Genomic DNA, 13265 nt, shown 5'->3' on the forward strand with positions numbered 1-13265 from the left:
AAAGCCCAATCATGAAACTTCAATCTGCCTACTCAAAGCCGCGCCGGTCGAAGGTGCCCTTCGTTTTGCTCTTCCTCATCGTCCTGCTGGTCGGTGGGACAGTCTATTTGTCGACGAGCCTCGAGCCGCAACCGACACAGACCATCGAAGAAGAGATTGCGAGCGATGCCGAATAAGCGGATCGCGTTGCTTGCGGGCATAGCGGTCGCGGTGACAGGCGCCGCGCTGGCGCAAGACCGACCGGATTCGTTGTTGCCGCCAGGTTTTGACGACGCGCCGCCGCCGCCGCCTCCTCCGCCACCCCAGCCGCGCGTGCCCGAACCAAGGCCAGCGCCTTCCCCCGCGCCCATTGTCGAAGACGACGACGAGGAGGAAGCGGCCGACGTATCGGTGGCAGAGGTCGAGCGCGAGGACGACGAGGACGACGAGGCCCTTGCCGAGATCGAAACCGCGCCTGCGGTGACGTCGACGGGTGCCATCACTTTCGAGCAAGAACCGTTTGCCAATGCGATCGGGTCCTGGGCGCGTCCTTTCATGCGCGACATGGAAGCGCCGCTGCTTTCGCGCTGGGCACATATCGGTCTTCGCCAGGCGCTGCTGGCGTCGCAGGCGACTCCGCAGGAGCTCGACACGCGTGACTGGATCGCCGAGCGCATCTGGCTGTTGCTACGCATGGGCGAGGCGGATGCCGCGCGCCTCCTGCTCGCGACCGTGCCGCGGCGGTCATATAATGCACGTTTATCGCAAATGGCGCTCCAGGTGGCGCTGGCGACTTCGGATCTGGGGGCAATGTGTCCGGTGCCGTCCTCGCTCGACGATGCCGAACCGGTGGCCGAGCCCTTGGTCGACGCGATATGCGAGGCATTGATCGGACAAGGCGAGCTGGCGGTGGAAACGATCCGCCGCGAACGGCGGGGCGACCGGATCGGCGGTATCGACCTGACGCTTGCGGAAAAACTCGTTGGCGCAGGCTCGGGGACCGGGCGTGCCACGACCATAGAGTGGGACGCGACGCGGCGGCTTACTGCCTGGCGCTATGGCATGGCGACATCGACCGGGCTGTCACTGCCGACAAACTTGCTTGGCATGGCGCAGCCACAATTGCGCGCATGGCACGCCCGCGCATCGCTGCTCGATCCGGCAGAACGGCTCGATTCGGCGCGAATCGCTGCCGGCATGGGCGTCTTTTCCGGGCAAGCGATGACCGATTTCCATTCGCTCATTTACGCCGGGGCCGATGCCAATGAACGCGGCAACCTCGATGCGTGGCAGCTGCGCCTGGCCCATACGGCGGCGAGCAACGAGGACCGGATTGCCGCGATGCGTAGGCTATGGGCTGCGGCGGGCGACGATCCGCTGGCCACGATGGGTGCCCGCGCCACGACGGCGCGCGCTGCGGCGCGCATCATGCCCAACGCCTCGCTTGCAACTGATGGCGATGCGTTGGTTTCGTCAATCATCACGGGCGGCTTCGAAGACGCCATCGGCGCGTGGGTGCCAGTTCTGTCACAGATGGACGAAGACGATGGCGATGCGCTGTGGGGATTGCTGACGCTCGCGGTCGTCGACGCGCGCTCGCTCGATTTGACCGAGGACCGCGTGCGCGATTTCATTCGCCGCGACGAAAGCGAAGGCCAGGTTCGCTCGAAGATGCTTGTTGCGGGGCTTGCAGGTCTGGAACGCATCAGCCCGTCGCTGCTGGCGGAATTGGACGGCGACTACGAACTGGGCATCGGCCGCACGAGCGCGATGACCAATGCGCTTGAACTTGCGGCGCAGCGCGGTGATGCCGGATCTGCGCTGCTGGCGAGCGCCTTTGCGATGCAGGGTAGCGACATGCGCCAATTGCCGCCGCGTTATGTCTACCACGCGGTGCGCGCGCTGCGGGCCACCGGCCAGACCTTCCTTGCGCGGATGGTGGCGGCTGAGGCGTTGTCGCGGGCGTGAGGGAGGCCGACCGCGCGCTGGTCGACCGCTTCCTCGACATGATGGCAGCGGAAGCAGGGGCTTCGGCCAACACGATCGCTGCCTATCGCGCCGACCTCGAGCGGACCGCAGAGGCCATATCGGGACCGATCGGCGAAGCGGATAGCGACGCGTTGTCGGGGTTGGGGGCGAGTTGGTCGCATCTTGCTGCTTCGACCGTGGCGCGGCGCGCGGCATCGTTACGGCGATTTTACGGTTTCCTGTTCGACGAGGGGCTGCGCGATGACGATCCGTCGGCGGCGCTGCCCCGGCCCAAATTGTCGCGGCCGCTGCCGCGTATCCTCGACCCCGACGAGGTTGAGCGCATGTTCGCCGCAATCGAAGATCGCGCCGCCAGCGGCCAGCCGTTAGCGCTGCGCAACCTTGCCCTGCTCGAGCTGCTTTATGGATCGGGGCTGCGCGCGACCGAGCTTGTCTCGCTTCCACGAGCTGCGTTGCTGCGGCGCGAACAGCCATTTCTCATCCTGCGGGGGAAAGGCGGCAAGGAACGGCTGGTGCCGATATCGGATCGCGCGCGCGCCGCGGTCGATGCATGGCTGGAACATTGCCCCGACGGCAAATGGCTGTTTCCGGGTGGAAAGGCGCATCTTTCGCGCGTGCGGTTGTTCCAGCTTGTTCGCGCCATGGCGGCGGAGGCTGGTATCGCGCCCGAACGGGTGAGCCCACACGTGCTTCGCCACGCCTTTGCCACCCATTTGCTGGCAGGAGGCGCCGATCTTCGCGCGCTCCAGGCGTTGCTGGGTCATGCCGACATCGCGACGACCCAGATTTATACGCATGTGGACAGCACGCGCCTTGTCGAGCTGGTCAATCAGCGTCATCCGTTGGCCAACCGATGATTGACGCCGCTGCCAGCCTTATCTACCCGCCAAAGCCGATATGTTGACCTATCTCGATTTCGAACGGCCCATCGCCGAGCTTGAGAACCGCATCGCCGATTTGCGCAAAACCGCTGACAATGGTGAAGTGGACGTGGAGCAGGAAATTCGCCGCCTGGAGGTGAAGACGAAGAAACTGCTGCGCGACACCTACAGCAAGCTGACGCCGTGGCAGAAGGCGCAAGTGGCGCGTCATCCCGAACGGCCGCATTTCAAAAATTATGTCGAAGGACTGACAGAGGAATTCATTCCGCTGGCCGGTGACCGTGCTTTTGCCGATGACCAGGCGATCGTTGGCGGGCTTGCCACGATCGACGGGCGCAAAGTCGTGCTGATGGGGCATGAGAAAGGCGATGATACCGCCAGCCGTCTCAAGCATAATTTCGGCATGGCCAAGCCCGAAGGATACCGGAAGGCAATCCGGCTGATGAAGCTGGCGGACCGGTTCGGTCTGCCGGTGGTCACGCTGGTCGATACGCCGGGCGCTTTCCCCGGGGTTCAGGCGGAAGAGCGCGGCCAGGCCGAAGCCATCGCGCGCGCGACCGAGCAATGCCTTGAGCTCAAGGTTCCCATGGTTTCGGTCATCGTGGGCGAAGGTGGATCGGGCGGTGCGGTCGCGATTGCTGCCGCCAACAAGGTCCTGATGTTCGAGCATGCGATCTATTCGGTGATTTCGCCCGAAGGGTGCGCGTCGATCCTGTGGCGCACGTCAGACAAGGCGGCCGATGCCGCCGAAGCGATGCGCATCACCGCCAAGCACCTGAAGGAACTGGGCGTCATCGATCGTATCGTAAAAGAGCCACTTGGCGGCGCGCACCGCGACCCAGCCAAGGCGATCAGCCGCCTCAAAGACGCCGTCCTCGAGGAAGTGGACGCGTTGTCGGGCATGGATGAGCGCGAAATCCTCTCGCAACGCCGCAGCAAATTCCTGGAGATGGCGTAAGCGCGGAACCCAACGCATTTTTCTTCCGTTGTTGGTGCAAAAGCAGCCACGAGGAGAGTTTTTATGCGTCGCGCCGCCCTGATGATGTCCGTTGCCGCCCTTGCGGTGGCTTCCTGTGCCACGCCCGTTGCCGATCCCACGATCAGCCAGACCGAGTTCCAGCGCGCCAATGAGCAGCATGAAGCGATCGTCGCCGAATTCGGCGGTGCGGTCGGCGGCAGCAAGGCCGCTTATGTCGAACAGGTCGGTGATCGTGTCGCGGTCTATTCCGGCACGCCCAATGCGGCAGCGGCCTACAAGTTTACCACTCTAAACAGCGCGGTCGAAAACGCCTTCGCCATCCCCGGCGGACGCATCTACATCACCCGCCAGCTGATGGGCCTGATGAATGACGAAGCCGAACTTGCCTTCGTGCTTGGTCACGAGGTTGGCCATATCGCGGCAGACCACGCGCAGCTTCGCCAGGCGACTGCACAGCGCAATTCGATCCTGGGCGTGCTCGGGGCGATCGTCGGCGGCGTTGTCGGCGGCGATGTCGGCAGCCTGATCGCGCGCGGTTCGCAATATGGAACCCAGCTGCGCACGCTCAGCTACAGCCGCGACCAGGAATATGAAAGCGACACGCTTGGCATCGGCTACATGACGCAAGCCGGCTACGATCCCGATGCGGGCGCCGACATGCTCGCCGTGCTCGACCGTTCGACCAAGCTTCAGGCGCGCCTCCAGGGCCGCGAGAACCGCACGACGCCCGAATGGGCGCGGACCCACCCGCTGAGCGAGAACCGCGTCGCCCGCGCCGCGCAGCTTGCCGACCAGGTGGCCAATGCGCCGCAGACGCGCAATCGCGATGCATTTCTGGGCCAGATCGACGGCATGTATTTCGACGATGATCCTGCACAGGGCATCATCGATGGTCGCACCTTTACGCATCCTGACCTGCGGCTGCGTTTCCAGGTGCCGACGGGTTTCCAGATGCAGAACAGCACGCGCCAGGTCGGTATCTCCGGAAGCAGCGGACAGGCCATTTTCAGCCTCGCCCAGTATAACGGGAACCTCGACCAGTATGTTGTGCAAGTGATGCGCGGCATTGCCGGTCAGCAGGCCAACATCCAGGTGCCCCAGCCGCGCCGTACCACGGTCAACGGTATTCCGGCCGCTTACAGCACGGCGCGAGTGAATACGCAGAATGGCGCTGTCGATCTGTCGGTGTTTGCCTATGAGTTTAGCAATGACCGGGCGTATCACTTCGCCACGATCACGCGTGCCGGGCAGGGGCTGCAGCCCTTCAGCTCGATGGTCGGGTCGTTGCAGCGCCTGTCGGCACAGCAGGCCGCCGCGGTGCGCCCGCGTGTGATCGATGTCTACACGGTGCGTAGCGGCGATACGATCCAGTCGCTCGCGCGCCGGATGGCCTATAACGATTATCAGGTGGAACGGTTTGCAAGCCTCAACGGGCTCGCGACAAACCAGCAGCTTCGCGCCGGTCAGAAGGTCAAGTTGATTGTCTACGGTCGGCGGTAGGCACCGGCCGCAGCACGGAACTTAAAGGATGTTGGTGGCCTCGTCGGCCACCTTCGTCCACATGCCGTCCGATCCGCCGCCAAGCGCGCGTAAACCGCCCATCATGGCAAGCACGATGAGCGCGGCGATAAGTCCGTATTCAATCGCCGTAGCGCCGCGTTCATCGCGGCGCATGGCGCGGAAAAATATCCGGATAGTATCCACACTATCCTCCTCTGGTCTGGTCCACGAGGAAGCTTTTACAGTATCAAAGGTTAACAACGCCCTCAAAGCGGAAGGTTAATTCCCGTTTTGCGCTAAGGGCGGGGCCCACCCCATGAAGTGCAGGATATCGAACCGTTCTTCGCTTTTGCCGTCCGAGGCGGCCTGTTTGGCGAAATGGGCCTTTGCCGCGGCAAGGGCGGCGCGGTGAAGCGGTTTGCGTGGGCGTTCCGAGAGGATGTTGGTGGCCCCCATGGCGCGCAGGTCGCCAATCAGTCGCTCGAAAGAGGAATAGCGCACGGTGACCGCGTCGACATCGACGACCGGCATTGCAAGCCCCGCATTCGTCAGCAGCTGGGTAAGCGACGCAGGATCGATGCGCGGGTGGACATGCGGCGCGCCGTGTCCGGTAGCCGCATCGGCCTGCGCCATGCAGGCGCGCAGAAGCGGCAGGCTGTCGCCGCCAGACATGGCGCCGATAAGCAGGCCACCTTCGCGCAAGGCGAAGCGCAAGCGGGCGAGCGCTTCGGGAAGGGCTTCGATCGTATCGAGCGTACCGAGCGAAACGACCAGATCGAAGGAGCCGGGTTCGACATCCAGCGTATCTTCGCTCGCGACCTCGCCCGAACTGGCCTTTTCCAGCATCGGTGAGGGATCGATTGTCTCGACATGGGCAGCACGGTTGGCGAGGCGCGCTCTCCATTCGGGGTTGAGGACACCTGAAAGAAGCACGCGGTCGAACTGCCGGTCGACGAGATCGAGCCGATCCATGATGTCGGCGAAAGCGCGGTCGTGGAGAAAAGTTTCGGGGCCGACGCGATACGCGCGGTCGCGGCGCATGGCGCGTAGGGAAGAATCGAACAGGCCCGGCATGTCGTGGCGGCTTGTGAAACAGGCGGCATCGGGCGACAAGGGGGCAATGCAATTGGCCCCAACACGTATCTTGCTCGATTTCGCACTGCCGCCGCGGTGCGCGGGCTGCGGCTCGATCGTCGAGGAGGTGGGACGCTTTTGCAGCGAATGCTGGGGGCAGGTCGATTGGCTGGTCGCCGGGGTCTGCGAGCGTTGCGGCATCCCCCTGGAGGGGCCCGAGGATGCCGAGTGCGGTGCGTGCGTAGCCGCGCCGCCGCGCTTCGACCGGCTGCGTGCTGCCACGCTGTACGATGACGTCTCGCGCGATCTGGCGCTCCGGCTCAAGCATGGGCGGCAGGTGGCGTTGGCCAAGACGATGGCCCTGTCGATGCGTCGTCAGCTTCGTGATTATGATCGGGGTGAACGCCCGATCCTGTTGCCGGTCCCGCTACATCGTTGGCGCCTGTGGCGGCGCGGCTTCAACCAGGCGGGGCTGCTGGCACGAGAGATTTCGCGCCTGTCGCACATCGATTGGTCACCCGATCACCTATTCAGGCGCAAGCGTACGCCGGCGCTTGGCGGACTTAATCGTAAGCAACGTGCGCGAACGGTCAGCGGTGCTTTTTCCGTCGAGGATGGCGCATCATTGAACGATCGCACCGTTATCCTCGTTGACGATGTCTATACGACCGGTTCGACAATCGAGGCCTGTGTGAAGGCCTTGCGCAAGGCGAAACCGGGAAAAATTGAAGCAATTGTGTGGGCGCGCGTATCGCGGCCACGGTATGTGGAGTAAGCATGGCACAAGTTGAAATCTACACGAAGATGTTCTGCGGGTTTTGCGTGCGAGCAAAAGAGTTGCTCAAGCGCAAGGAGATCGAGTTCACCGAATATGGCGTCGATGGCGGCGGACCCAAGAAGGACGAGATGGTCGAGCGGGCAGGAGGGCGCACGACCGTTCCCCAAATCTTCATCGGCAACAAACATGTCGGTGGCTGTGACGAGCTGATGGCGCTCGAGCGTGAAGGCAAACTCGACACGCTGTTGGCCCGCGCCTGATGCCTAAGGTCGCGCTCTTCCAGGCGACGAGCGGGATCGACCCGGCCGAGAACGCACGCGACCTGGTCGCAGCGATCGACGAGGCGGCCGAGCACGGTGCCGCCATGCTTTTCACCCCGGAAATGTCGGGGATGCTCGATGGTGACCGAGCGCGGGCGGCATCGAACATCCGGACCGAGCAAGAGGACACGGTGCTGGCGGAGGTGTGCGAGGCAGCGGCGCGGCGCGGCATCTGGGTGCATCTTGGGTCATTGGCACTCGATCGCGGTGATGGTCGCTGGGCCAACCGCGCCTTCGTGATCGATCGCACGGGGACCGTGCGGGGACGCTATGACAAAATGCATCTGTTCGACGTCGATCTACCGACGGGGGAAAGCTGGCGGGAGAGCGCCGTCTACAAAGGCGGCGAGGGACCTGTGCTGGTCGAAGGTACGCCGGTCGGGACGCTGGGTCTTACCATTTGCTACGATCTGCGCTTTCCCTCGCTGTTTGCGCATCTTGCCGAAGCGGGTGCCGATGTCATCGCGGTTCCCGCCGCCTTCACCGTCCCGACGGGCCAAGCGCATTGGCACACCTTGTTGAGGGCGCGCGCGATCGAGGCGGGCTTGTTCATCGTCGCTGCAGCGCAGGTCGGCGAACATGCCGATGGGCGGGCGACTTATGGGCATAGCCTGGCCGTCGACCCGTGGGGAGAAGTGCTGCTCGACATGGAGAAGGCGAAGGGTGTTGGCTTCGTCGACATCGATCTGGCGCGTATCGAAGAGGTTCGGTCGCGGGTGCCCGCATTGTCGCATCGACGCGACATCGTCGCGCCAAGCGATTGAACATGGCCTAAAAACCACCTATTTGCGCCCTTCATGGCTGCGTAGCTCAGTTGGATAGAGCGACGGTTTCCTAAACCGCAGGTCGCAGGTTCGAGTCCTGCCGTGGCCACCATTTAATAACGATTCCAAGGGGTTCTTTGCATGGCTGATGAGCAGACACCGGCCGCCGGCGATCTTGTGAGCGCACCTGCGAAGATCGATGTGCCAAGCGAGGTGCAGGATGCGATCCGCACCTTGATCCGCTGGGCGGGCGATGATCCGGAGCGTGAAGGCTTGCTGGACACGCCCAAGCGGGTGGCGCGGGCATGGGCTGAATACGCCAAAGGCTATAACGAGGATCCTGCAGCCCATTTGTCGCGCACCTTCGAGGAGGTGGGCGGCTATGACGAGATCGTGCTGTTGAAAGATATTCCCTTCCAGTCGCACTGCGAGCACCACATGGCACCGATCATCGGCAAGGCGGCCATCGCCTATCTACCAGGCGACAAGGTCGTGGGGATTTCCAAGCTGGCGCGGGTGCTGCACGGTTTCGCGCGGCGGTTGCAAGTGCAGGAGCGGCTTACTGCGCAGGTCGCAGACTGCATTTGGGAGCACCTTGACCCCAAGGGTGTGGCGGTGGTGATCGAAGCCAGCCACGCATGCATGACCGCGCGCGGAGTCAATACGCCTGGCGTGATGATGACCACCAGTCGCATGATGGGGTGCTTTCGCGAGGATCATCGCAGCCGCGAAGAAGTTTTGGCGCTGATGGGATATTAAGCCCGAATGTCGGTCGGGCTTTCTTTTACGGCCAATACACCGTAGCGGGACATAGTTATGGATGCGTCTTTATCCGAATGGAAGCCATTGCTTCGCCACGATTTTTGCGGCGATGAGAATGATAGCGCGCGCGTAGCTGTTCTAGAGCGATATGATATCCCCAGTCTGGAGGATGATCCTGAACTCAACGCGCTGCGGGCATTTGCGGCCAAGTTGTGCGACGCGCCTATCGCGCTCGTGACGCTCGTCGATACGGACACGCAGAAATTCTTGTCGCGTCAGGGCCTGGCGTCGACGTCGACCCCGCGATCGGTGAGCTTTTGCCAGTACGCGATGGTCGATGACGATATTTATATCGTGGACGATGCCAGCACACACCCGGATTATCGCGACAATCCACTGGTTACTGGCGAGCCCTATATCCGCTTTTATGCCGGTGCACCTTTGGTATCGGAGGAAGGCGCGCCGCTGGGTAGTCTTTGCATCATTGATCGAGAAGCGCGAAATGGCCTGTCCGAGCTGCAGCGCGACGGGCTCAAAGTGCTGGCCGATGCGGTCATGCGGCGCCTGACGGCGCGCCGGCGCGAGATCGAGAAGACTGCAGGCGAAATCGAATCCGAACGCTTGCTAGACCAAACCCAGCGTCAGTTCGACAACCTTGCCGATGCCCTGCCGCAAATGGCCTGGTCGACCGATGCCGATGGTATCCCTGATTATTTCAATCAGCGCTGGTATGACTTCACCGGTATCGAAAAAGGTGAGTATTTCAGCGCCAATTGGCTGGAATTGGTACACGAGGACGACCGCCAGCGTGCCAGCGAAGTGTGGAAGGCGGCGGTGACGACCGGGGAGCCATACGAAGTCGAATATCGGCTGCGCACTGCCGATGGCGAGTATCGCTGGACGCTTGCCCGCGGCCTCCCGGTGCGAGACGACAATGGCAACATCGTGCGGTGGTTTGGCAGCAATACGGATATTCACGAGACGAGCCTCCTGATGGAGAGCCAGCGCCTGCTGAGCCAGGAACTGAGCCACCGCATCAAGAATATCTTCAGCGTCGTGTCCGGCCTGGTAAGCTTTGCGAGCCGCGACAATCCGGAGATCAAGGGTATCGCTGCCGAGATCAGCGATCGCATCGCGGCCCTTGGACGAGCTCATAATTATGTGCGACCGGTCGCCGACGAACCCGCATCGGAAATTACGCTGAAAGACATGCTGGACGATCTTTTCGCGCCGTACGCAGAAGACGGGGTGCCGCGCGTGGAAGTCGCAGGCGCCGAGATCGTCATTCGGGAATCGGCGGTGACGCCGCTGGCGCTCGCATTCCACGAACTGGCGACCAACGCCGTCAAATATGGCGCGCTGTCGCTGCCGGAAGGGCGCGTGTCGCTCAAGATCGAGGATGACGGCGACGCCTTGGTCATGGAGTGGCGCGAATCCGGTGGGCCGCAGCTTGACGACGTACCGCATGAAGGGGGGTTCGGTACCGATCTCCTTGGGCTGAGCATCGAGCGGCAGTTACGCGGGTCGGTTGAGCGGGAATGGAAGCCCGAAGGGCTTGTCGCGACATTGCGGGTGCAAGCCGACGCTATCAAGGCATAGAGACGTCATCGGCGGTTAACCCGATCCTTACGCTGTGTCCCTATTGGTGGGACGCGCAAGAAAGGGCCTGGTGTGGGTGGACTGATCGACACGATAGGATCAATGATGGTGACGGGGTTGGCGTTGGCCTTCTTCTTCGGCGTTGCCTATCGGATCATGCATAATAGCGGGGCGAACTGGCGCCAGTTTTCGTCTGCCTATCCGCGCCGGGTGCACGGCGATGCGATCGCCAAGAAAGCATCGGGCGCGGTGCGCGTAGGCGAACCGGGCAGGCGCTGGGGCGTCTATTCGGGTGACCTTAAGGCCAATCACCTCCCGCCGGTATGGGTTAGCGTCTACGAAGACGGGCTGCTGCTGAGCGTCTACGGCTTTATCCACTACGGGCAGCCCGACATGTTCCTGCCATTCCAGGATATGCGCGTGCATCGCGCCAAGATGGGGCTGATCGATTGCTATGGCGTGCAGATGCGTCGGGTGCCCGATTTGGAGGTGCTGCTCTACGACGACATCGTAGAGTGGGCGGCAGGCCATGCGCCCGCGTTGGACGCGATGATCAAACGGTCGGCGTTGGGCATGAACAGCTTTTCAGGTGATCTGCCGATGGCCGCAGAGCCATCGTTTGGACGCCGGCGCCGCGTCCGTGGTGCGCGGTAAAAAACCAGAGGCGCCCGCATTTCTGCGGACGCCTCAGTTTTTCGTGTCGAATTTGACCTAGTTGCCGTTTGTATCGACGTCGACCGTGACGCCGTCTGCCACTTCGGCGCGGCCTTCGACGCCGACGCCGTCGTCGTTGATAGAGATGGTCGCACCGTCTTCGTCAGCAGCGACAGGCGGCTGGGTCTCGTCGATCGTCTGCTCTTCAACGATTTCACCGTCCTCCTGAACGGAAGGGGCCGGCGTGGTGTTTTCCGGTTCGCCGCAGGCGCCCAGCGTGAAGGCCAACGCGGCGGTCGTAGCGATAATGATTTTCATTTGTTGGTCTCCCAATGGAATTGTCGATCAACGTGCGAAAACTCCCCGATGTTCCAGCTTAAAGAAACCCAAGGAACACATGCGACCACAGAGGAAGTAACCAAACAGGCAAAAAATCCTTGACATTGTCACGCTCTATCGGTACATATTGAAACCATCGAGAAGTGCGAATCGCCGCGGTGGTTCAGTTCGAGGCTCCGGCAACGGGGCTTTTTTTGTGTCTGTTGTCGGGGAGAAGGCGAGGTGGGCGATCGACGGGACAACATCGTGCCGCTGACGCTGGAGAGTGGGGAAAAGCCGCGCAAGACACGACGTAAGTCGGCGATCAGCAAGGAGCAGGCGGAGACCTTCTTCGAGACGCTGGCCGAAACATGCAATGTGACCCATTCATGCGACGCGGCCGGGATCAGCACTGGCAGCTGTTACAAGCGGCGCCGCGCGGATGCGGCGTTCCGGCAGCGCTGGGTGGAGGCGCTGGCGCACGGATACGCAAAGCTGGAGCTGGCGCTGCTGGAGCGGGCGTTGGTGGGCACCGAAAAGGTCACGACATACAAGGATGGCAAGACCAGCGTGGTGCGCGAGTACCCCAATGCGCTGGCGATGAGCTTGCTCAAGATGCATCGCGACACGGTACGCGAGGTCGAAAGCGAAGAGCCGGACCCGCACGAGGTGGAGGAAGCGCGAGAGCGCATCCTTATGAAGCTGGAGCGCATGGCAGCGCGCATGAAATCGGACGATGCCGACGCATGAATCGGCAACTGTCGCAGCGGCGCATGCAGGCACTTGCCAGCGCGCCGCCCGATCGGCTTGCAGCGATCCTTAGAAGGATTGGTGCGAGGGAATTACTGAAGTTCGATGCCTGGTTCGAGGCTTGGGCGCATCCGGGGCAATTGCCGCCGCCGGGGAAAGGATGGCGCACGTGGCTGATGATGGCCGGGCGCGGTTACGGAAAGACGCGGGCAGGCGCCGAATGGGTGCATCGATTGGCGATGCCCAAAAGGCGCACCCGGATCGCACTGGTGGCGGCGACACTGGCGGAAGCGCGTAGCGTCATGGTGGAGGGTCGCAGCGGCCTAATCGCGGTGGCGGCGCTGCGGCAGGTGCGGCTGAAATGGGAGCCTTCGACCGGCCTGTTGACGTGGCCGAGCGGGACGAGGGCGCTCATGATTTTCGGCGCTGGTGCAGCCCGTGCTTGCCTCAGTTCCGGTCACCAGTCCGGATCCTGCCGCGGTAATCGGGGACATCGTCATCGTGGGGGTCGGTGCGACGGGCGATTTTGCAGGCCGCGACAATGCGCTTGCGATCCTCGGTGAGAATGGATGGCGTTTCGTCGCGGCCTTCACTGGCATGGCCGCGCAAATCGCGCAAACCGGGATCGAATGGCGCTTCGATGGCACGAATTGGATCGAAGGCAGCCAAAACGTGCAAGAAATCCTAGTTTCCGGCGTAAAAGTCGTTGGAGCGCAACAACCTGACATTGTCGCGCCCACAGGCGGAACTACCCCCGATTCCGAGGCAAGAACAGCGATTTCGGCAATTCTTGGCACTCTGCGCGCGCACGGCCTAATCGCAGGTGCACAATAAAAGCCACAGTCGTATCAGAAACTTAACGTGGTTAACCCCATTAAATGAGGCTTTTTGGTCACTATTCTCCCCTATTCTCGCTTG

Annotated in this window: 16 protein-coding genes, 1 tRNA gene and 1 pseudogene; 15 read left to right on the plus strand and 3 right to left on the minus strand. The window is 62.4% G+C overall.

Annotated elements, in window-relative coordinates; all coding sequences use genetic code 11:
* Nucleotides 1–11: 11 nt before the first annotated feature.
* The 5 genes from NUX07_RS04510 (at nt 12) to NUX07_RS04530 (ending at nt 5328) form a co-directional block, all read left to right on the plus strand.
* Nucleotides 12–176, plus strand: a complete 165-nt coding sequence (locus tag NUX07_RS04510; protein ID WP_265529162.1) for a hypothetical protein — start codon at nt 12–14, stop codon at nt 174–176.
* Nucleotides 166–1947 (plus strand): hypothetical protein, encoded by a 1782-nt coding sequence (locus NUX07_RS04515; RefSeq protein WP_265529164.1) that lies wholly within the window; start codon nt 166–168, stop codon nt 1945–1947. Before NUX07_RS04510 ends, NUX07_RS04515 begins: the two co-directional genes overlap by 11 nt.
* A 38-nt stretch (nt 1948–1985) precedes the next feature.
* Nucleotides 1986–2825, plus strand: coding sequence for a tyrosine-type recombinase/integrase (locus tag NUX07_RS04520; RefSeq protein ID WP_407696159.1), 840 nt, complete (start codon nt 1986–1988; stop codon nt 2823–2825).
* Nucleotides 2826–2865: 40 nt separating this feature from the next.
* The gene (locus NUX07_RS04525; protein WP_265529167.1) at nt 2866–3807 is read left to right on the plus strand and encodes an acetyl-CoA carboxylase carboxyltransferase subunit alpha; all 942 of its coding nucleotides are present in this window, start codon (nt 2866–2868) and stop codon (nt 3805–3807) included.
* Between the two features lie 63 nt (nt 3808–3870).
* Nucleotides 3871–5328, plus strand: coding sequence for a M48 family metalloprotease (locus tag NUX07_RS04530; protein WP_265529168.1), 1458 nt, complete (start codon nt 3871–3873; stop codon nt 5326–5328).
* A 21-nt stretch (nt 5329–5349) separates the two neighbouring features.
* On the opposite strand, the gene NUX07_RS04535 is transcribed toward NUX07_RS04530, so the two are convergent.
* Nucleotides 5350–5532, minus strand: coding sequence for a Flp family type IVb pilin (locus tag NUX07_RS04535; RefSeq protein ID WP_322597188.1), 183 nt, complete (start codon nt 5530–5532; stop codon nt 5350–5352).
* Nucleotides 5533–5607: 75 nt separating this feature from the next.
* Nucleotides 5608–6441 carry a methyltransferase domain-containing protein gene (locus NUX07_RS04540; protein ID WP_265529170.1) on the minus strand — a complete coding sequence of 278 codons (834 nt, stop codon included), beginning with the start codon at nt 6439–6441 and terminating at the stop codon, nt 5608–5610.
* Between the two features lie 7 nt (nt 6442–6448).
* On the opposite strand from NUX07_RS04540, the gene NUX07_RS04545 reads away from it, so the two are divergent.
* From NUX07_RS04545 to NUX07_RS04575, 7 genes are all read left to right on the plus strand, one after another.
* A complete protein-coding gene (locus NUX07_RS04545) occupies nt 6449–7177 on the plus strand; it encodes a ComF family protein (RefSeq protein ID WP_265529171.1) in 729 nt (242 codons plus the stop codon).
* A 2-nt stretch (nt 7178–7179) separates the two neighbouring features.
* The gene (gene grxC / locus NUX07_RS04550; protein WP_265529172.1) at nt 7180–7440 is read left to right on the plus strand and encodes a glutaredoxin 3; all 261 of its coding nucleotides are present in this window, start codon (nt 7180–7182) and stop codon (nt 7438–7440) included.
* Entirely contained in the window at nt 7440–8264 is an 825-nt protein-coding gene (locus NUX07_RS04555) for a carbon-nitrogen hydrolase family protein (RefSeq protein WP_265529173.1), read from the plus strand. Before grxC ends, NUX07_RS04555 begins: the two co-directional genes overlap by 1 nt.
* Before the next feature lie 35 nt (nt 8265–8299).
* Nucleotides 8300–8376: transfer RNA gene (locus NUX07_RS04560), tRNA-Arg, on the plus strand.
* 29 nt (nt 8377–8405) lie between these two features.
* Nucleotides 8406–9023, plus strand: a complete 618-nt coding sequence (folE, locus tag NUX07_RS04565) for a GTP cyclohydrolase I FolE (RefSeq protein WP_265529175.1) — start codon at nt 8406–8408, stop codon at nt 9021–9023.
* Nucleotides 9024–9080: 57 nt separating this feature from the next.
* Complete coding sequence (locus NUX07_RS04570; protein WP_265529176.1) at nt 9081–10625, plus strand: PAS domain-containing protein; 1545 nt, start codon at nt 9081–9083, stop codon at nt 10623–10625.
* A gap of 72 nt (nt 10626–10697) precedes the next feature.
* Nucleotides 10698–11279 (plus strand): hypothetical protein, encoded by a 582-nt coding sequence (locus tag NUX07_RS04575; protein ID WP_265529177.1) that lies wholly within the window; start codon nt 10698–10700, stop codon nt 11277–11279.
* Nucleotides 11280–11336: 57 nt separating this feature from the next.
* On the opposite strand, the gene NUX07_RS04580 is transcribed toward NUX07_RS04575, so the two are convergent.
* The gene (locus NUX07_RS04580; RefSeq protein ID WP_265529179.1) at nt 11337–11597 is read right to left on the minus strand and encodes an entericidin EcnAB; all 261 of its coding nucleotides are present in this window, start codon (nt 11595–11597) and stop codon (nt 11337–11339) included.
* 243 nt (nt 11598–11840) lie between these two features.
* Here NUX07_RS04580 and NUX07_RS04585 point away from each other — a divergent pair, with 243 nt between their 5' ends.
* The 3 genes and pseudogenes from NUX07_RS04585 to NUX07_RS04595 all read left to right on the plus strand — a co-directional run bounded on the left by NUX07_RS04585 (nt 11841) and on the right by NUX07_RS04595 (nt 13181).
* A complete protein-coding gene (locus tag NUX07_RS04585; RefSeq protein ID WP_265529181.1) occupies nt 11841–12347 on the plus strand; it encodes a hypothetical protein in 507 nt (168 codons plus the stop codon).
* Nucleotides 12348–12526: 179 nt separating this feature from the next.
* Nucleotides 12527–12718: pseudogene (locus NUX07_RS04590) on the plus strand (terminase large subunit domain-containing protein); the annotation flags it as partial.
* Between the two features lie 58 nt (nt 12719–12776).
* Entirely contained in the window at nt 12777–13181 is a 405-nt protein-coding gene (locus NUX07_RS04595) for a DUF2793 domain-containing protein (RefSeq protein WP_407696142.1), read from the plus strand.
* Nucleotides 13182–13265 lie beyond the last annotated feature (84 nt).

The organism is Sphingomicrobium marinum (assembly GCF_026157105.1).
In the GTDB taxonomy this organism is placed as follows: Bacteria; Pseudomonadota; Alphaproteobacteria; order Sphingomonadales; family Sphingomonadaceae; genus Sphingomicrobium; species Sphingomicrobium marinum.

Coding starts and splice junctions, on each gene's coding strand:
- NUX07_RS04520 (WP_407696159.1), top strand. CDS start 1,986: ATGATGGCAGCGGAAGCAGGGGCTTCGGCCAACACGATCGCTGCCTAT.
- NUX07_RS04570 (WP_265529176.1), top strand. CDS start 9,081: ATGGATGCGTCTTTATCCGAATGGAAGCCATTGCTTCGCCACGATTTT.
- NUX07_RS04545 (WP_265529171.1), top strand. CDS start 6,449: ATGCAATTGGCCCCAACACGTATCTTGCTCGATTTCGCACTGCCGCCG.
- folE (WP_265529175.1), top strand. CDS start 8,406: ATGGCTGATGAGCAGACACCGGCCGCCGGCGATCTTGTGAGCGCACCT.
- NUX07_RS04525 (WP_265529167.1), top strand. CDS start 2,866: ATGTTGACCTATCTCGATTTCGAACGGCCCATCGCCGAGCTTGAGAAC.
- NUX07_RS04555 (WP_265529173.1), top strand. CDS start 7,440: ATGCCTAAGGTCGCGCTCTTCCAGGCGACGAGCGGGATCGACCCGGCC.
- NUX07_RS04580 (WP_265529179.1), bottom strand. CDS start 11,597: ATGAAAATCATTATCGCTACGACCGCCGCGTTGGCCTTCACGCTGGGC.
- NUX07_RS04510 (WP_265529162.1), top strand. CDS start 12: ATGAAACTTCAATCTGCCTACTCAAAGCCGCGCCGGTCGAAGGTGCCC.
- NUX07_RS04515 (WP_265529164.1), top strand. CDS start 166: ATGCCGAATAAGCGGATCGCGTTGCTTGCGGGCATAGCGGTCGCGGTG.
- NUX07_RS04530 (WP_265529168.1), top strand. CDS start 3,871: ATGCGTCGCGCCGCCCTGATGATGTCCGTTGCCGCCCTTGCGGTGGCT.
- grxC (WP_265529172.1), top strand. CDS start 7,180: ATGGCACAAGTTGAAATCTACACGAAGATGTTCTGCGGGTTTTGCGTG.